This window comes from Dechloromonas hankyongensis (assembly GCF_022012295.1).
Taxonomy (GTDB): Bacteria; Pseudomonadota; Gammaproteobacteria; order Burkholderiales; family Rhodocyclaceae; genus Azonexus; species Azonexus hankyongensis.
Map to the genome: position 1 here is coordinate 69,717 of NZ_JAKLTN010000001.1, position 18,705 is coordinate 88,421.

12 protein-coding genes and 1 pseudogene are annotated in these 18,705 nt (G+C 61.2%); 4 read left to right on the plus strand and 9 right to left on the minus strand.

Annotated elements, in window-relative coordinates:
- Positions 1–10: 10 nt before the first annotated feature.
- The 4 genes and pseudogenes from LZ012_RS00355 (at position 11) to LZ012_RS00370 (ending at position 4,602) form a co-directional block, all read left to right on the plus strand.
- Positions 11–1,305 (plus strand): annotated as a pseudogene (locus LZ012_RS00355) (TRAP transporter large permease).
- 19 nt (positions 1,306–1,324) lie between these two features.
- Complete coding sequence (locus LZ012_RS00360; RefSeq protein WP_275706369.1) at positions 1,325–1,768, plus strand: universal stress protein; 444 nt, start codon at positions 1,325–1,327, stop codon at positions 1,766–1,768.
- Between the two features lie 21 nt (positions 1,769–1,789).
- The gene (locus LZ012_RS00365; protein ID WP_275706371.1) at positions 1,790–2,476 is read left to right on the plus strand and encodes a TerC family protein; all 687 of its coding nucleotides are present in this window, start codon (positions 1,790–1,792) and stop codon (positions 2,474–2,476) included.
- Positions 2,477–2,610: 134 nt separating this feature from the next.
- Positions 2,611–4,602 carry a sodium:solute symporter family protein gene (locus LZ012_RS00370; protein ID WP_275706373.1) on the plus strand — a complete coding sequence of 664 codons (1,992 nt, stop codon included), beginning with the start codon at positions 2,611–2,613 and terminating at the stop codon, positions 4,600–4,602.
- A 46-nt stretch (positions 4,603–4,648) separates the two neighbouring features.
- Here the strand turns inward: LZ012_RS00370 and ccmI are convergent, their stop codons facing one another.
- The 9 genes from ccmI to LZ012_RS00415 form a co-directional block, all read right to left on the minus strand.
- Positions 4,649–5,848, minus strand: coding sequence for a c-type cytochrome biogenesis protein CcmI (gene ccmI, locus LZ012_RS00375; protein WP_275706376.1), 1,200 nt, complete (start codon positions 5,846–5,848; stop codon positions 4,649–4,651).
- A 64-nt stretch (positions 5,849–5,912) separates the two neighbouring features.
- The gene (locus LZ012_RS00380; protein ID WP_275706378.1) at positions 5,913–7,895 is read right to left on the minus strand and encodes a formate dehydrogenase subunit gamma; all 1,983 of its coding nucleotides are present in this window, start codon (positions 7,893–7,895) and stop codon (positions 5,913–5,915) included.
- A 112-nt stretch (positions 7,896–8,007) separates the two neighbouring features.
- Positions 8,008–10,209 (minus strand): MtrB/PioB family decaheme-associated outer membrane protein, encoded by a 2,202-nt coding sequence (locus LZ012_RS00385; protein ID WP_275706380.1) that lies wholly within the window; start codon positions 10,207–10,209, stop codon positions 8,008–8,010.
- A gap of 20 nt (positions 10,210–10,229) precedes the next feature.
- On the minus strand, positions 10,230–11,216 hold the full coding sequence (locus tag LZ012_RS00390) for a DmsE family decaheme c-type cytochrome (protein WP_275706382.1): 987 nt from the start codon (positions 11,214–11,216) through the stop codon (positions 10,230–10,232).
- 73 nt (positions 11,217–11,289) lie between these two features.
- On the minus strand, positions 11,290–11,640 hold the full coding sequence (locus tag LZ012_RS00395) for a c-type cytochrome (protein ID WP_275706385.1): 351 nt from the start codon (positions 11,638–11,640) through the stop codon (positions 11,290–11,292).
- A 168-nt stretch (positions 11,641–11,808) separates the two neighbouring features.
- Complete coding sequence (locus tag LZ012_RS00400) at positions 11,809–12,459, minus strand: response regulator (protein ID WP_275709579.1); 651 nt, start codon at positions 12,457–12,459, stop codon at positions 11,809–11,811.
- On the minus strand, positions 12,459–14,537 hold the full coding sequence (locus LZ012_RS00405) for a histidine kinase (protein ID WP_275706387.1): 2,079 nt from the start codon (positions 14,535–14,537) through the stop codon (positions 12,459–12,461). Before LZ012_RS00405 ends, LZ012_RS00400 begins: the two co-directional genes overlap by 1 nt.
- 74 nt (positions 14,538–14,611) lie before the next feature.
- Positions 14,612–14,986, minus strand: a complete 375-nt coding sequence (locus tag LZ012_RS00410) for a response regulator transcription factor (protein ID WP_275706389.1) — start codon at positions 14,984–14,986, stop codon at positions 14,612–14,614.
- Positions 14,983–18,690 (minus strand): PAS domain S-box protein, encoded by a 3,708-nt coding sequence (locus LZ012_RS00415; protein ID WP_275706392.1) that lies wholly within the window; start codon positions 18,688–18,690, stop codon positions 14,983–14,985. The genes LZ012_RS00410 and LZ012_RS00415 overlap by 4 nt, the downstream gene beginning before the upstream one ends.
- Positions 18,691–18,705: the final 15 nt, after the last annotated feature.

The window sequence follows — 18,705 nt, forward strand, 5'->3', positions numbered from 1 at the left end:
CACCGTCGAAATGATGCCGCCGCTGATGTTCGGCGGCCTGGTCCTGTTCATGCTGGTCGGCTTCCCGGTGGCCTTTTCGCTGGCCGCCCTTGGCCTGGCCTCGGCCTTCGTCAGCATCCAGCTGGGTTTCTTCCAGCCCAGCTTCCTGGAAATCATGCCGCTGCGCATCTTTGGCATCCTGTCCAATGACCTGCTGCTGGTCTTTCCTTTCTTCACCTTCATGGGCGCCATCCTGGAGCGTTGCGGCCTGGCCGAGGATCTGCTCGAAGGTGCCGGCCAGCTGTTCGGGCCGATTCCCGGCGGCCTCGCCTACGCCGTGGTGATCGTCGGCACCGTGCTCGGCGCGATCACCGGCACTGTCGCCGCCTCGGTCATCGCGATGGGCATGATTTCGCTGCCCATCATGATGCGCTACGGCTACGACATGCGCCTGGCAACCGGCGTCATCGCGGCATCGGGCACCATCACCCAGCTCATCCCGCCGTCGCTGGTCCTGGTCGTGCTGGCCGATCAACTGGGCCGTTCGGTCGGCGACATGTACGCCGGGGCGATCGGGCCGTCCATCGTGCTGATCTTCCTGGTCCTCGGCACCATCTTCATGGGCCTGGCCACGCCGACCGAGGCGGGCGCCATAGGCGCCGTCGGCGCCATGGCGCTGGCTGCCCTGCACAGCGCTTGACCGTGCCACTGGTCCATCAGGGCATGCAATCGACCATGCGCATCACCGCGATGGTGGTATTCATCCTGATCGGTTCGTCGGTGTTCAGCCTGGTCTTCCAGGGCGTGGATGGCGGCCTGTGGATCGAGCACCACCTCAGCTCCCTGCCCGGCGGCAAGATCGGCTTCCTGATCGTGGTGAACCTCTTCGTCTTCTTCCTGGCCTTCTTCCTCGATTTCTTCGAGATCGCCTTCATCATCATCCCGATGCTGGCGCCGGTCGCGCAGAAGATGGGCATCGACCTAGTCTGGTTCGGCGTGCTGCTCTGCGTCAACATGCAGACTTCGTTCATGCACCTGCCCTTCGGTTTCGCCCTGTTCTACCTGCGCGACATCGCCCCCAACGAGGTCAAGAGCTCCGACATCTACATCGGCGCCATGCCCTGGGTGTTGTTGCAATTGCTGATGGTGACCATCGTCATCGCCTGGCCCGAACTGGTGACCAGTTGGCTGGACGAGCCGACCAAGCTCGACGAGAACACCACGCTGGAAATGATGATCGACAACGATGGCGCCGCCGGCAGCAACGAAGACGCGGCCAGCATGTTGAAGAACCTGGGCGGCGGCGAACCGGCGCCCGCACAATAACGCACGAGAGGCAGAGACGATGTTCAAGCACATTCTGGTACCGAGCGACGGTTCCGAGCTGTCCAAGCAGGCGGCCAGCAAGGCCATCGAGTTCGCCAAGGAATCCGGGGCGGCGCTCACCTTTTTCCACGCCCGGCCGATCCGCCAGGGCTATTTCCTCGGCGAACGCGCCCTGTTTCAACGCCTCGAGCAGGACGAGTTCGAGCAGCTAGGCCAGGCCGAGGCCAAGGAAATTCTCGACGCAATCACCGCCAGTGCGCTGGCGGCCGGAGTCCAGTCGAATTCCGTTTCCGTCGCCAGCGATGCGCCCTACGAAGCCATCATCCAGGCCGCCACGGACAATGGCTGCGACGTGATCTTCATGGCCTCGCACGGGCGCCGCGGCATCTCGGGCTTGCTTCTGGGCAGCGAGACGGTCAAGGTGCTCACCCATTCCCGCATCCCGGTGCTGGTCTATCGCTAAGGTCGCCGCCGAGGTGCAGTCTTGAATCTCGATTGGGAAGCCCTGCTGAAGATCGTCGGCATCGACATCATGCTTGGTGTCGACAACGCGGTGGTCATCGCCCTGGCCTGTTCGGCCCTGCCGCACAGCATGCGCGGCCGCGCCGTGATGCTGGGCACGGCCGGCGCCGTGCTGCTGCGCGCCATCCTGCTGGTCTTTGCCGGCTATCTGATGGGCATCAGCTACGTCAAGCTGGTCGCCGGCGCCTACCTGCTCTACATCGGCTACCAGTTGCTGATGGACAGCGATGCCGACCCGGAAGTCGCCTCGCACGACACCTTGCTCGACGCCGTCAAGACCATCGTCGTCGCCGATTTCATGATGTCGCTCGACAACGTGCTGGCCGTGATTTCGGCCGCCCAGAGCGCCGGGGCGCACAGCAACGCCTATGCCATCGCCGGCATCGTCATCAGCATCCCGATCATCGTTTTCGGCGCCCAGGGCATCATGCGGTTGATGGATCGCTTCCCGGTCATCATCTGGCTGGGGGCCGGCCTGCTGGGCTGGGTCGGGGCCGAACTGATGATTTCCGACCCCCTTCTTGCCAACTACCTGAAGGGCGCTCAATCGTCCCTGGGCGAATATACACACCTGTCGTACAAGTTTGCCGGCTTTGTCGCGGTAATATTCTCCGTAATTGCGGCAAGGCATATGCGCGGCAGCGCGTGACATGAACAGCCAGGAATAGCCGCCAACCGGGGGAGGGGGCATCGCCCTTTCCGACAAGTCGAGGCAAAGGGGGCAATGTGTCGATCGGGCAGGTCAGATTGAACCTGGAAGTTCCCTTGGTTCCGGGCGACTGAGTGACGCGCGGAATGGCCTCGAAACGCTATTTCATCCTCTTCATCCTGGGCTTGGTGGCATTCGTTGCCGGCATGTCACTCCTCGAACGGCAAGGCGTGTCGCATCGCTGGCTGGGACTCGGCTTTCTCACCTTGCCGCTAGTCGCCTATTCCGTGATCGGCATCTTCAATCGGGCGACCAGCATCGCCGACTACTACGTCGCCAGCCGCCGGATTCCGGCTTTTTTCAACGGCATGGCGGTCAGTGCCGAGTGGCTGAGTGCCGCTTCCTTCATCGGCCTGGCCGGCACCCTGTACCTGGGCGGTTTTCAAGGCCTGGCCTACATCCTGGGATGGACCGGCGGTTTCGTCCTGGTCGCACTGCTCCTCGCCCCCTATCTGCGCCGTTTCGGCCAATACACCATTCCGGATTTCCTGGAGGCCCGCTACGGCGGGACCTGGCCACGGCTGCTCGGCGTCATCACCACGGTGCTCGCCTCGTTCGTTTATCTGGTCGCCCAGATCTACGGCATCGGCCTGATCACCACCCGGGTCACCGGGCTGCAGTTCGAAATCGGGGTCTTCGTCGGCCTGACCGGCATCCTGGTCTGCTCCCTGCTCGGCGGCATGCGCGCCGTGACATGGACGCAGGTCGCCCAGTACATCATCCGCATCGTCGCCTACCTGACGCCGGTGGTCATCCTATCCTACAAGCTGACCGGCGTTCCGCTGCCGACCCTGGCCTATGGCGAGGTGCTCGCCAAGGTCGCCGTTCTCGAGGAGCAGATAGCGGCTGATCCGGCGGAACAGGCGGTACGGGCTGCCTACCTGCAGCGGGCCGAAGCCATCCGCAGCAAGATCGAGCACCTGCCGGCATCGCTGACCGAGGAACAACACGCCATCAGCGAACGCATCGCCCAACTGAAGGCCAGCGATGCCCCGCTCGCCGATCTGGTCGTCCTGGAGCGCGAGCGCAAGGCCCTCCCGGCCAACCCGGCGCAAGCCCGCGAGGTGTGGACGAACCAGATGCAGTCCGCCCAGGCCAAAGCAAATCCTCCGGTACGCCATACCGAGGCCTTCCCGGGACGCGACGCCGGCGAGCGCGACGTCCAGCGCCTGAATTTCCTGGCCCTGGTCTTCTGCCTGACCATAGGCACGGCGTCGCTGCCGCACATTCTGACCCGCTTCTATACGACGCCCAGCGTGCAAGAAAGCCGCTCCTCGGTGGCCTGGGCGCTGTTCTTCATCGTGCTGCTCTACCTTGCGGCGCCGGCCTACGCGGTATTCACCAAATTCGAGTTGTACGATCACCTGGTCAATACCCCCATCGCCAGCCTGCCGGGATGGATCAGCGCCTGGGGACGGCTCGGCATGGTCAGCATCGAGGACGTCAATCAGGACGGCCTGCTGCAACTGGCGGAACTGAGCCTGAGCCCCGACGTCATCGTACTGGCCACGCCGGAAATCACCGGCATGCCCTTCGTCGTGGTCGGACTGGTCGCCACTGGTGGTTTCGCGTCGGCGCTGTCGGCGGCGGACGGCCTGCTGCTGACCATGGCCGGAACGATTTCGCACGATTTCTTCTACCGTATCGTGCGGCCGCAAGCCTCGCCGCAGGTCAGACTGGTCACCTCGAAGATCATTTTGCTGATGGTCGCGGCACTGGCCGCCACCGTCGCCGCGGAACGCCCGGCCTCCATCCTGCCGACCGTCGCCTGGGCCTTTTCGATTGCCGCTTCGGCTTTTTTCCCGCCGCTGGTGCTCGGCGTATTCTGGGAGCGGGCGAATCGCACCGGCGTGATTGCCGGCATGCTGGTCGGCCTGCTGGTCACCGGCTATTACCTGCTCCGGGTCGAATGGCAGCACCTTCCGTGGTTCGGCATTCAATCCACCTCGGCTGGCATCTTCGGGGTGCCGGCCGCCTTCCTGACCATCGTTGCCGTCAGCCTGTTGACCGCCCCGCCGGATCAGGCGTCACGCAAATTCGTCAAGCGCGTCAGGGTCACCGAATAGTCGGCCGGCGTTGCCAATGTGGGATACGGGACTGGAGCACGGCCCGTCAGTCCCCTATCCTCCGGTCGATGACCATACGCAGCTTAGCCTCTCCCAGACGAACGGTTTTGGCTTCGCTTTCCAGATCGCCGGGTTTAGCGATGGCGTTGCCCGACTTCGATATGCGAGCCAGCACCAGCACGGTGCGATGCTGCGACAGCCGGTTGTCGGCCATCATCGCCGAGCTGTCGTCGAGCACGAAGTCGAAGGGCAAATCGGACACGTGAGCCTTGGCAATGGCAATCGGCATGCGGGAACCGTCGGTCGGCCGGGCAAAGACAAAGAGCGTGTCACCCGGCGCAACGGCCTCGTTCAAGTTCGGCGACAAGGCTACCTGACCGGATATGGTGTTGGCCAAATCGGGCTTGAAGGCCGCCCGTTTTTGCGCCTCCTGTATCCCATCGCTGAGCGTCTGCACATCTTCCGAACCTTCCGGCAAAGCCCGGCGCGCCCGCTCCCACAAGGTCACCGCGGCGCCGTAATCGCGATTGTCGAAAGCCGCCGTTCCCGCCAGCCACAAGGCGATGACATGGTCGGGATCCAGGGTCAGCGCTTTCTTGACGAGCGTCAGCGGCTTGCCATGCAAACTGCCACCGTTCTGCGTGGCCAGCAAATCGGCGTAGTCGGTCAGCAAATCCGGATTGTCAGTGATCAATTCGGAGGCCTTTTCGTAGGCATCGACGGCCTCGGGCAACCTGCCGAGCGATTTGTACGAGCGGGCGAGCATCAGCCAGCCCTCGCCATCGGGCGTTGCTTTCAAGCGATCCGCCAGTTTGGCGACCATGCCCTCGATCTGGTCCGGGGTCATCTTCTCGGTTGCGGCAGTGGCCAGCGGATTTAGGGCGCGTGGATTCCCCAGCTGCAGATAGCCGGCCACCGCCAGAAGCGGCACGACCATGACAAGCAGCGCCGCAAGCTTGCGGCTCGGCTGGGCTCCCTTCGGATGGCCCGCCTCGTCGCCGGCTTCCACATCCTCGAGGAGCCGGCGCTTCAACTCATGATTGGCCGCAAGGAACTCCGATTCGCTCAGCTCGCCCTCTGCCCGCTCGCGCTCCAGTTCGGCGATCTGACTACGGTAGATGGCCAGATTCGAATCCTTGCGCCGCGTCGAGGCTTTCCCCTGGGGGATGCCGCGCCACATGGGCGGCAGCAGGAAGGCAAAGGCAATCAGCACGAGTACGGCAGCGGCAATCCAGAAGCTTGTCATCGAATTTCAACACAATAAAAACGGGAGGGCCGAAGCCCTCCCAGTGAGTGAGAGACTGCCTGTCTCAGTGCGCAAAGAACCCAGTTGCGACCAGAACCAGCAGTACCAGACCCAGGGTGATCAGGACCAAGCCAAGGATAACCGACCCGATGTGCATTTGGCGCGATGGCGCATCGACCAGATACTTGTCCAGCTCCCCACTTTCGACCAGGCGCCGGTAATGCGCCGGGTGTTCCTTGCGGAACTCTTCAATCGATTGCGTCCCGGTGAACATCACGACATCCGGCGGCGGCAGCTTGTCCGGGCGGAAGTGGTTGTTGAAGAAATGCACCGTGAAGAGGAAGACGGCGGCCAGGAAGGCTTCTTCACCATGGACCAAGGTCGCCACGTTGAACACCCAGCCCGGGAAATACTTGGCCGTGATATGCGGGAAGGCCAGCATCAGACCGCTCCAGCCGATGATGTTGACACCCCAGAACACCGCCCAGTAGTCGAATTTCTCGAAATAGGTCCAGCGTTCGAACTGCGGCTTGGGTCCCATGCCGAAGAACCACTTGAACATCCCCCAGCAATCGGCGAAGTCCTTCCAGTTCGGGATCAGCGAATCCGGCCCGAACCAGCGGAAAGTCTTGCTGCGCAACAGGCGTTGCATGACATAGACGAAGTGGATCATGAAGATGCCGACGAACAGCGCAGCCGCCACCCGGTGAATGATGCCGAGCACCTTGGGGCCGCCCACCGCGGCCGCCACCAGCGGCGCCCAGCTGCTGCTCGAGAACAGGGCCGAGGTGCCGGTAATGACGAGGGTCATGGTGACCAGCGCGAAGGCCAGGTGCGCCACGCGCCAACCCCAGGCAAAGCGCTGGAAGTGCTTCTCCGGCTTGGCCAGGCCCAGGGCCTCGGTAGAGACGCGAGACACCGTCTTGTGCGCCTTGCGCTCCTGCCATTCGCGGTAGTACCACAGGCCGCAATGCAGCCAGAAGAAGGCGAAGACGCCGATCAGCAGGGCGACCATGAACTTGGTGGCGATCCACATCTGCGGATACTTGTCGAAATCGTGGCCGTTGGCGTGCGGGCCGAAGGTAATGAAGCCCTCGGTCGCCAGCGGCAGGCCCTTCTTCTCGTTGTGGCACTCCTGGCAGGTCTTCAGGCGGTTCTTGACGTGCACCTTGGAGGCCGGATCATCGACTTTGGCGATGCCGTGGCTGCCGTGGCAATTGGAGCACTTGGCGGTGTAGGTATAACCCAGCTTGTTCACCTGGCCGTGATAGGTGTCGCGGTAGCTGTGTAATTCGTCCGTGTGGCAATCGCCGCACGCTTCCACGTTCTTGAGCTTGAACGGATCGGACGAGGCGCCGCGGATTTCGTGCGTCGTATGGCAATCGATACAGATCGCTCCCTTGGGATCGTCCTTGCCCATGGTCAGCTTGCCGTGCACCGATCCTTCGTAGTCTTCCAGTTGCTCCTCGTGGCATTTCTCGCCGCAGGTCTTAGGGATGGTCAGGCGCCACTGTTCGCGTTCCGGGGTGCCTTTCTTGGGCACGGCAAACTCGTGGGTGGCGTGGCACTCACCGCAGACTGCCTTCGGCCGCTCAGGATGGTCGGTATCCGGCCGGGCATGGAACGAAGCCTTATAGGCATCGATGTTCTGTGCCACGATCCCAAGACGCTCCTTGCCGGCCGGATTGGCCTTGGCCTCGTCCCACAGCTTGGCGTGGCAGGTCGCGCAGTCCGGCTTGGCGACGTTGGGCGCTTTTTCGTGCTTTTCCTTGGCATCGACGATGTCGGTGTGGCAGGCGACGCATTCCATGCTGGCATGGACGCTCTTGCCCAGCTTGCCCCGGTGCACGGGAGCGAGCGTGCGCGCTTTGTCGTCGGGGCCGGGAACGGATATCTTTTTCTTCCCGGTCTCATGGCACGACAGGCATGCCGTGCTTTTCAGTTCGGCGGGCACATCGGCGGCAATTCCCGCCTGACTCGCCAACATGGCCCCGGCCAAGGCCAGGATGCGGAGCAGTTCTCTAAAATTGATGCGGTGCGTACGCATTGTTGTTCTCACCTTCAGCTTGGCACAAGACGGAATGCCCGGCGCCAAATGAAAACAGGACCCGATGTTCGCGATCCTGTTCGTTTTTGTGTTTCAAATTTCTCCGACCGGCTTACTGGAACTTGTATATGTAGCGCATGCCGACAAAGGTGGCGTTCTGGCGTGGATTGGCGGTAACCGTGGTGCCATCGACCGCGCCGTTCCCGTAGGTGAATGCCGTACCGCTGGCATACATCCATGACCAGTCGTTGGTCTCCCAGCGTTCGTGGATCAAGTCGAGACGCAAGTCGGAGTTCTTGGCCAGGCTGTAGGTGGAGAAGAGGCTCAAACGAAGCAACTTGTTCTGGATATCGGCCAGCCCGGGCGTGTAGTTTGCCGGAATGACAGTGCCTGCCGTAATGATGCCAAGATCCTGGTCATACCGGCTGACATTGCGTGACCATTGCAGGTCGCCACCAAGCTTGATCCGCGAAGTGGGTTCGCCGCGCACACCGAAACCGATGGAGTTACCCGTATCGGTCAGCTCGTAGTCTTTTCTCAGGACAGCAGTACCACCGCCGTTATTGGCCCGGCTGTTGACCTGCGTGGCTTGGCTACGATCGTGTGAGAACCAAGCGTTGATTTTCCACTTCTCGCTGACCGTGTAGCTGACATCGAAGGTATAGAGCTCGTTCGTCCCTTCATCCAAGCCGTAGGGGCGATCCGCACTGTGCTCGTACTTGTCGCGCGCTTGTTCGACATTGAACTGGAAGGCGAGGCTTTCAAGCGGACTCCAGTCGAGGGCAAGGCGCACCTTACTGCGATCGCGGTCGGCAATATTCAGCGGATTGATCATATTGCTCGGGCCGGGTGCACCGATGCCGTTCGTGATGCTATTCCCGGGGCCTGCCACCTTGAGGTAGCTCGAGCCGGTCCGCTGGCTGTACAGATAGGCCAACGAGCCGTTCAGCGTATCGGACAGCGAACGCCGCAACTCCAGACGCCAAGTAGTCTCATCGACGTCGGTGCGCATCGGCACCACGCGCTGCGTATCGGCACCAGCCAGGGCACCGGTGCCGTTCGCATTGGAGACCGGCACGACACGGTTCTGACGGCGTTCTTCGACCCCGGCAATAACGCTGTAGCCGTCCCCCAAGCGATAAGTACCTTCCAGTTTTCCGCTGATGGTCTTGTAGGAGAACGGGGTGTTATCGACGCACTGGCCTGAAGCGCAGGCGGCGTTGCTTTGGACAAAGCGTGCGACAGGGGTTTCGTCCTTCACGTCGTGATAGCGCAGGTTGGCCATGATGGACAAGTCCTTCAGGGGGCGCGACGTCAGTCCGAGTTGGACAAGCGTGGTATTGACCTCGCCGTTCAGACTGGACGGCGCGCCAGCCAACGACAAGCCGGGAATATCAGTAGTCGGCAAATGATCATTTTGCGTGGCGTGGGTATACGACATCTTCAACGTCGCCCGCGTGGTCGGCGAGAAGGTATAGCCGCCATTCAAGAACAGCTGATGGGCCTGGTTGTCGAGCGGCAATGAGAGATAGGTTGTGCTCGGATTGTTGGTCCCGACACCGGTGGGTACGACGCCCAAAGTGCTCATCGTGACCATTTTGTTGTTGTTTTCGTACCAACTTCCATAATAGCCGCCCGAAAGCTGCAGCGTTTTGGTTGCATAGCTCAACGTGCCCTCGATCTGCTTGATCGTGCTGTCGATCGGCTCTACAGCAAATTCTGGAAACTGATTGGGACCGCCACGCCCCCAGGCGCGGGTACCGTTCTTTTCCTCGTTTTTGAAGGTGAGGTTGAAATCGAGGCCTGGGGCCAGGTTTTTGTACAGACCGAGACCGATGCTTTCACGGCTGGTACCGAGGTTGACCGCCGGCTTCGCAAGAGCTGCATTGTTGCTCTCGATCAAGGTCGTGCTACCGATGCCTTGCAGATTGGTATTAAAAGTATTCGGGTTGTCGCGGGTCAGCTTGTTGTAGTCCAGCGAGATGCCAAAATCCCCCTGGCGCAGGTACTCGCCCTTGAGTTCCCGGTTGTCCAGACCGAGATTGGTGCCCTTGAGTTTCATCCAGGTCCCGGTCGCATCGTCGCGCTTGACGATATCGGCGTCGATCAGACCGTAAGGCCCACTTTCGCGCATGGCATCGTAAATGCCTTGCTGGGGGCGATCTTTCGACCAGCCACCGATTCCGACGGAAACCGAGCTTTCCGGCTTGATCAATTCGGCGATTTCTTCATCGTCGGCCCAAGCTGTTCCAAAAACGGAGAGCAAGGCGATAGCCATCGCGCTCAGTCGGAAGTTCATTTGCGTGTCGTACATGATTCGTTCCCCCTTCTCGATCAGCGACGGAAGCGTCCGGCGGTCGCGTTGTTCTGTGTACTGTTGCCGCCGTGGATATTGGTGTGGCAGTTCAGACAACCGCGCCCGACAGTCCCGACAACCGAGGTGCCGTTCGCAGCAACGTTGTTGGGTAGCCCGGCGATCTGGCCCGGATGGCTGTCATGGTTGTGGCATTCCTGGCACAGGAAAGGCGGACGCGACTTCAGCAGATTAGGAATGGTGGTGCCATGCGGGTTGTGGCAGATAGCACAGTCTTCAGTCACCGGCTGGTGGTTATGCACGAACGGGCCACGCTTTTCCATGTGGCAGGTGTAGCAGGTGTCGTTCAGGCTGGTCTTGATCAGCGCCTTCGGATTGTCGCTGTGCACATCATGGCAAGAGGTGCAGGACATCTTGCCTTCGATCACCGGGTGATGCGACGGCCGGTTGACCTGAGCCCGCTGCTCCTTATGGCAGGTGAAGCAGACTTCGGCCTGCGTGGCTTTTTCGCGGACCTTGTCGTGCGCCGCATGTACCTTGTGGCAGGACGTACAGGCTACGTCGCGATTGGCGTGCAAGCTCGATTGCCAATTGGTGTGCTTGCCGCCCTGGTGGCAGTTCAGACAGGCATCATTGCGGGCATCGACGGGAGTTTTCGAGCCCTTGCCGAAGGTGCGGTCAGCCTTTGGGGGTTTGTCGCTACCCTTGTGATTGACGTGCTTTTCGCTAGCGCCGTGGCAATCGGTACACGTCGGTGTGCGACCGTCTGCGACCGTGCCGTGCTTGGTCTTGCCGATCGCCAGAACCGACGGCTTGAGATCGAGCATGGTGGGTTTGGTGTCGTCCGCCTCATCGTGGCAGCCGGTACATTTCGCGTCGCCCTTGAGGATCAAATCCTTAGCTCCCGCCTTGACCTCGGCCTTCGGAGCATCAGCCGCAAACGCTGCCCCACCAAAAAGAGCGCCGACACACACGGTCAGCGCCAGAAACTGTCGCACAGCCTTCATAAGTACCCCCTAATTTGCCTGTCGCCAGCGCCCTATCGCCGGCGACGTCAGCACATTGATGCTTTGAACCGAGTTACTGCGAGAGAATCCACTGCACCAGATTCTTCATCTCCGCCTGGTCCTTGGTATCGATGATCTTGTGATCCTCTTCCGTGCCATCCTCCAGCTTGACCTTCGGGCCGGTGGTGATGTTCTTGATCATCTTCTGCTCGCCCTCGGCTTCCTTGCCCTTGTACTTGGCGGCGATCTTTTGGTAGGAAGGACCCTTCTTGGTCTTGTCGATGGCATGACACTTGAAGCAGTCATTCTTCTTGGCAAGCGCCTTGGCCGCGTCTGCATCGACAGCCGCCCCAGCGGCGGACGAAAAGGCCAAGACAACCGCCGAGGCGGCAATCAACGAAAGACGAGCGATACCAGATTTCATTTCTCTACCCTTTCACAAAACTCAGGAACCTTGCGTTCCCGAGTACACCGCATTAATTCAGAAGAACTAATGGTTAAGATTTGTTAGGTAGGAAGTGTAGCGACGCGCCCAATACCCCTGCATCAGCAAGGGACTAAAAGCGCTATAGGAATATTCCTATTCAGAGCTCTATAAGTTGCCGGGTTCAGCCAACTGGTGGGCAATGGCATAACGAACCAACTCGGCCGTATTCGTCAGACTCATTTTTTGCAGGATATGGGTCTTGTGCGTACTGATCGTTTTCACGCTCAGCGAAAGTTCGCTGCCGATTTCCGACAGCCCCATCCCGGCAACCAGCATGTTGAACACCTGGAATTCGCGATCCGACAGCAAGTCGTGCGGCAGCGGCTCAACATTCGGTCGGACGCCGCGCACCATCAGTTCGGCGACCTTGTCGCTGATATACACGCCACCCGCTGCGACGCGCCGCATTGCACTGACCAGCAGATCGCTATCGCTTTCCTTGGTCACGTAACCGGAGGCCCCGGCATGGATGGCCCGCACGGCATACTGGTCTTCGTGATGCATGCTGAGTACGAGAATGGGCAGCGACGGTTTTTCGTCCTTGATCATCCGGATCAGGTCGAGGCCGCTGCGGCCGGGCATCGAAATATCGAGGACCAGGATGCCCCACTCCTTCTCGCGAACCAGTTGCATCAGTTCGATGCCGTTGGCGGCCTCGCCGTTCACCGCCAGATCCTCGGTATCGGCCAATATCTGCCTCAGGCCATCACGGATGATCCGGTGGTCGTCGGCCAGCAGAACGCTAATTTTCTCCATCACGCAACCTTTTCCAAATTCTCGACAGGCAAGCGAACTTCCACCACCGTGCCCTGACCGGAAGCCGCCGTCAGGGAGAAGTTCCCGCCCAAAATCTGTGCTCTTTCCTTCATGCCGGCCAAACCGATTCCTCCGCGTGTCCGGATTCCCCCGTCAAAGCCGACGCCGTCGTCCTGTATCGACAGTTGCCACCAATTATCGACAATAGCGAGCCGGACATGCACGTTATTCGCCTGGGCATGCTTGGCAATATTGGTCAGCGACTCCTGCAACACCCGGAACAGCGTGGTGGCCACCGCGCCGCCATTCTCCGGGTCCCGCTCGGGGAGGATCAGGTTGACCGCAATACCGGTACGCGTCGCGTACTGGTCTACGTACCAGTTCGCCGCCGCAGCAAAGCCAAGGTCGTCGAGCACCAGCGGCCGGAGTTCGGACGAAATCCGCCGCACGGAGGCAATGGTGGTGTCGATCAGCTTTTTGACCGATGTCACCTTCTTTTCCATTCCAGGCTGCAGCGCCTGCAGCCGCGACCCCAGCCACGAAACCTCCATGCGCAGCCCGGTCAGAGCCTGCCCCAGCTCATCGTGCAGCTCCCGGGAAATTCTCGATCGCTCTTCTTCACGAACGGTTTCCAGCGCGGCCGAAAGCTCCTGGAGCTGGCGATTGCTTTCTATCAACTCGTATTCCGCCTGCTGCCGTTCCGACAAATCGCGCAGACAGACCGTTACCTGAGGCTCGCCATGGAACATCGACGTGGACAAGCTCAGTTCGACGGGAAACTCACCCTCGGCCCGGCCCAGGGAAACAATGCTGAGAATGGAACTGCCGGGAGGCGAAACCAAGCCCGTATTGACATAGTTTATCAGGGGCCAAACCAGCAACTTGGGCTGGTTGCTGAGAAAAACCTGGGCAAAGTCTCGCCCGAGAACATCCTGGGCATTGAGCCCGAATATCCGTTCCGCTGCTGGATTGAACAGCGTGACTTTCCCGGAGGCGCCGATCGACAGCATGGCATCCCGGACTGACTGGACCATGTAGCGCAGCCGCTCGTCGCTCTCGCGCAGCGCCATGGCCATGTGCTCCTTGCGCAGCACGTTCATGATGACCATGAAAGTGGCGGCCACGATGAAAATGACCGCCACCATCGCACTGATGGCAATCGGAATCGCCACCATTTGCCACGAAACCAGCGCCTCGCTCTCCTTGACGGAAGGAGCGATGATGAGCGGATATTTCGCGACCAGACGATAGCCGGAATAGCGGTGTTCGCCGGCGTCATCCTGGGTCGCGATGACGATCTCTCCATTTGGCGCCTGCTTGGTCGTGGCGAGGACGTCCTTTTCTTGGACGAACTCGCCCATCCGCTCCTGGGTTGCGCTGTTGCTGGCCATGATCACGCCATCCCAGTTCAGCAACAGTATCCGGCTGACCGAGTCCAGGCCGATGCTCTGGTACAGTTCCTCGAAGTAGCCGATATTCACCGCAACCGCGACCAGCCCCCGGAACTGGCCTCCCGCATCGAGAAATGGCATGGCCAGGTAGAAGGTCCATTGCCCGTCCAGGCGCGCGCGCTCCGGCCGGGAAATATAGAGTTCGTCGGTCCCCGGCGTCTGGAAGTGTTTATAGAAATCGCGCTGCACGACACTGAACGGGGCGTTCAGATCGGCCCTCGATGAATTCACCACCATGCCGTTTCGATCGACGACAAACATCGATTTCACCTGAGGCAGACCCGCGATACGGGCTTGCAGCAACAATTGGACGGGGGTGCTGTTCAAAGCCAGTTTCTGGCCGATATGGTCGGATAGCCGATCACGCGCACCCTGCATGGCTTGCGTCATGCCATCGACCGAGCGCGTGGTTTGCTCGGCAAGTATCCGGCTCAGACTGGCGATTTCGGCCTGCACATGCGCCAGTTCCCGCTGGCGCAGCTTCTGCAGCAGGATGCTCGCGCCAAGCACGACAGCAACCAGCAGGATCAGCGACAACGCGCACAGCGCCCTGACCGGCTGGCTTTGCCTGAATAGTAGTGTTGCCTTCCCCGGATTGATTACCAGCTCCTCTTTGCCGCGACTCACGGCCGTGGTTGACCGCTATCGAAAATGTGCGACGGGCAAGGCCAGTCCTCGCCAATTATTGTCGAAAATTGCCGTCATGGCGAAGCCTTGTCGACGTGGCGCCTGACCAGAGAAATGACTTCGCTCAGCGCGAACGGTTTGGTCAGATAGTCGCTGGCGCCCAAAGCCAGCCCCGCCTGACGGCTGGCACTGTCGGCCCGGGCCGACAGGAAGATGAAGGGAACCGGACGCCAGGCCGGGGCGTTGCGCAAGCGCGCCAGGATCTCGAAGCCGTCGATTTCGGGCAGCATGACGTCGCACAGGATGCCATCCGCCTCACCACGCAGCGCCAAGGCGAGACCCTCGCCCCCGGTCTCCGCCTCGATCACCCGGAAGCCCTCCAGGCCGAGGACAAGACGCAGATTGCCGCGGATATGGACGTCGTCTTCAATGATCAACAGGGTACTCATGCTGTGGCCTCGTCGATGAGCTGTTTGGGAATCGTCACGGTGAAGGTGGTACCGAGACCGATTGCGGAGTCCACCGTGATCTTGCCGCCGTGCAGGTCGAGGGCACGCTTCACAATCGCCATGCCGAGGCCCGTTCCGGCAATGCTGCCAACGTTCCTGGCGCGCTGGAAGGTCGCGAACAGCTTCGGCAGGTGTTCCGGCGGAATGCCGATACCCTTATCGGCGATCCGGAAGCGAATCACTTCGTCGTCGCTGTCGACGTCGAAGTGCACCGGCTGGTCATTGGGCGAATACTTGAAGGCATTGCTCAACAAATTGCCGAGCAACTGCTGGAGCAACTTTTCATCGACCAGCACCATATCCTCGGCATTGGCGCAGGAATAGTTGAAGCTGGGAGAACCATGCCCCCCCTGCATGGCCGCCTGAGCGACTTCCTCGACCAGCTTCCGGCAAAATCCGGCGATGTGGGTTGGCGCCGGCTTGAATTCCAGCTGCCCGGCATCGGCCCGCCCGAGTACAAGGACGTTGTCCAACAAGCGCGTCATCCGCATTACCGCCGCATCGATGTTGATCAGGACCTGCTCCTTCTCTTCGTCGGGCAGGCGCTTGCCGTAGTAGCGCAACAGTTCGGCCGACGACAGGATGGTGGCCAAAGGGGTGCGGAACTCGTGCGAGGTCATCGAAACGAAACGGTTCTTCAGTTCGTTGAGCTGGCGCTGCTCGACGACCAGCTTGAGGATGTCCTGTTCGGCCTTGCGCCGCTCGCTGATGTCGATGAAGGTCCAGATGACCCCTCGTGCCGGATCGCTGGGATAGACGCATTTGCCGTAAATCTGGGCCCAGAAGGTTTCGCCGTTCTTGCGCTTGAGGCGCCGTTCCCCGGCATAGGGCTCGCCCCGGGCCAGCACCGGATAGGCCAGATCGCCGGTCTGCCGCCACGATTCCTCGTCGGGATAGTAGATCTGGCTGCTGTGGCCGATCATTTCAGCGCGATCGCGTCCCACCATGTCGGCAAAGGTCTGGTTGACGAAGCGCAGCACCCGATTGCTGGTGTAGGTGATACCGATCAAGGTGCTCTGCAGGATGGTTTCCCACTCTGCCGTCGTGCGCAGCAGTTTTTCCTCCAGTTCGCGGCGCTGCGAAATGTCGGTGACGACCCACACGGTACCCTGGGAAAGATCGTCGGGATTGATGGCCCGGCCGCTGACCTGCGCCCAGAACAAGGTGCCGTCGGCCCGCCGCATGCGCGCTTCGACGATGTATGGCTGCCGCCGCTGTATGGCCGACAGGGCCGCCTTGCCCATCGCCAGGTATTCGTCGCGGGTAGCATAGTAGGGCTCGAGCGAGGAACCGAAGGTCTGTCGGGGTTCGATGCCGAAAAGGTCGCCCATGGCCCGGTTGGCCCACAAGGGGCGCCCTTCCGGATTCAGGAAGGCGATGCCGACCACGGCATGCTCGAGGATGGTTTCCCGCTCGGCCAGAACCTCCTTGATGTTGACTTCGAGCCGGTGGCGCTCGGTGACGTCGGAGACGAAGACGAGCATGGCCGGCTGGCCGAGCCAGCTGATGCCGACCGCCGACAATTCTGTCCAGATGGTTGCGCTGTCGCCGCCGGCAAACCGGAATGCGCAGCGCCTGTTTACTCCGTCTGCCCATGCCGATTCCGACAATACGGCGGTCAACTGCGCCTGGTCGGCCGGATGGGCCAGGTCCGCAACGCTGAGGCCGTCCAGGGCTTCGTGGCTGCGGCCGGCCATCCGGGCGAACGGCGGATTGGCGAAGACGATGCACCCCTCCTGCAGAACCAGGATGCCTTCCACCGCGTTGTTGACCACTTGCCGGTATTGCTCCTCGGATTTCTGCAGGGCTTCGATCTGGCTCTCCTCCAGTTTCAGGATCGAAGCCTGGACACTGTCGGCCATCCGGTTCAGCGAATCGACCAGACGACCCATTTCATCGTCTGCGGCCTTGTCCAGCCGGTAACTGAAGTCGCCTTGTTCGATGCGCTGCAAACCGTCCGTCAGGTAGGTGATGCGCCGTGTCAGCACGCGGGCGAGCCAGATCGCGATGGCAATGACCATGGCGATCATGCCCAGCGTCGTCACGCTCAGGCTGCCGGCGATATTCGCCATGGCCTCGGTCATCTTGGCGTGCAGGCTATTTTGTTCCTGCTGCATGTGCGCCCCGAACTCGCTCACCAGGGCGGCCATTTTGTTGCCGGTCAGCACGGCCGGCTGGTGGAAGTAGTCGATATTGGCGCCGATGGTGATGTAGCCGAAACCGCGCGGACTCTTGGCGTACTGGCCCGTCCAGTACGGAATGGCGGCGGCCGTCGTCAGTTTCCAGACCCCCGACCAGTTGATCAGGAACGAGCCGGATCCGCCCTTTTCGGTGAGATCGTGCCAACCCTGGCACTGCGGGGCAAAATTGAGGTAACGACAGTCCAGGCCGAGCATGCCGGCGCGCATCAGCGCCGGGGCCGGCTTGCGATCACGCGACTGGCGGTCGAACGGCGGAATGCTGTCGAGAAAACGCTGCAGCGGCAAACCGCTTTGCTGCCAACCAGCATACAGATCGTCCGTTAGCCATGGCACGACGCGTACGCCGCGCGCCGGATCGAAACCGACAATGGAATGATGGCGGGGATGGGCGATGGCGCGGTCGAGGTGGTCCCACATGAAGGCATAGTTGCCGTCCGCGGCATTCGGGATGGCCGCGTAGCGGTCGGACGTGGGGGACAGGTTGTCGGTGAAGCTCATCAGGTGCGCGTGGTCGAGGGCCAGCGTGACATAGCCGACGACCTGGCCGTTGCGCACCACCGGGGTCGCCCAGCGGACGATGCCCTGGAAGCGCTTGCCGACCGGGTTTTCGCGCCCGGCATAGGCCTCCTTTTCCGGCTCGAACGGGATGCCCAGGCGCTTGGCGGCGTCAGGCGCCGTGCTGCCGATGATGCGCGATCCGACGTAGGGGCCGATCACCTCGGAAACCCAGACCTGCCCCGGCTTGAGCCGGGAAATTTCGGCGAAGTAGGTTTCTGCCCGGCAATAAGTGTTGTCCCGCTTCGAGACGTCGCGCAGGTCGGCCGGCAGCAGCGAACTGGTCGACACTTTGACCTTCTCGCGCCCGTCCAGGCCGACAAAAGTGATTTCGTGGTACAGCGGCCGCTCGACCTTACGCAGGACGGTCTCCGGGGGGCGATAGTGGAAATCCTGCCGGTTTTCGGGATTGCGCGGCGCAATAGATTCGGCGGGCTCCGTTTTTCCGCCGACGGGAGTCCAAGCCTTGCCGTCGTCGGCAAGCCCCCATTTCCCGGCATCGAACAGGCCCCGCCTGCGGTTGGCCACGAAACCCCGGTAGCTGTCGTTGCCGGGTTCCAATTGGGCGGCGAGCAGGATGTCGCGGTCGCGGTCATGGAGGAAATCGGCGACCGCCCGTGCCGTATCGGTGGTCAGGCGTTCAAGCTCTTCACGCGCCCGTTCGTTGAGCGCATTTTCCGCCTCTCGCGTAAAATTCGTCCCCATGGCCGACGCCAGGTTACGCACCTCCGTACTCCAGCCGTCGGCCAGGCCGGCGACGACGCCTCCCAGACTGGAGACGCCCTGCCAGGCCAGCAGAGCAAGCAGAATCAGCGGGATGACCTTGATGGCAAGAAAGAGCGCAATCAGCTTGGCCCGAATGCCAAGCTGAAAGAACGCGAAACGCATGAGTGGGCTCCCTGA

Bases quoted from the DNA above. Each gene is read 5' to 3' on its own strand.
- LZ012_RS00360 (WP_275706369.1), top strand. From the start codon at position 1,325: ATGTTCAAGCACATTCTGGTACCGAGCGACGGTTCCGAGCTGTCCAAG.
- LZ012_RS00390 (WP_275706382.1), bottom strand. From the start codon at position 11,216: ATGAAGGCTGTGCGACAGTTTCTGGCGCTGACCGTGTGTGTCGGCGCT.
- LZ012_RS00410 (WP_275706389.1), bottom strand. From the start codon at position 14,986: ATGAGTACCCTGTTGATCATTGAAGACGACGTCCATATCCGCGGCAAT.
- ccmI (WP_275706376.1), bottom strand. From the start codon at position 5,848: ATGACAAGCTTCTGGATTGCCGCTGCCGTACTCGTGCTGATTGCCTTT.
- LZ012_RS00380 (WP_275706378.1), bottom strand. From the start codon at position 7,895: ATGCGTACGCACCGCATCAATTTTAGAGAACTGCTCCGCATCCTGGCC.
- LZ012_RS00395 (WP_275706385.1), bottom strand. From the start codon at position 11,640: ATGAAATCTGGTATCGCTCGTCTTTCGTTGATTGCCGCCTCGGCGGTT.
- LZ012_RS00400 (WP_275709579.1), bottom strand. From the start codon at position 12,459: ATGGAGAAAATTAGCGTTCTGCTGGCCGACGACCACCGGATCATCCGT.
- LZ012_RS00415 (WP_275706392.1), bottom strand. From the start codon at position 18,690: ATGCGTTTCGCGTTCTTTCAGCTTGGCATTCGGGCCAAGCTGATTGCG.
- LZ012_RS00385 (WP_275706380.1), bottom strand. From the start codon at position 10,209: ATGTACGACACGCAAATGAACTTCCGACTGAGCGCGATGGCTATCGCC.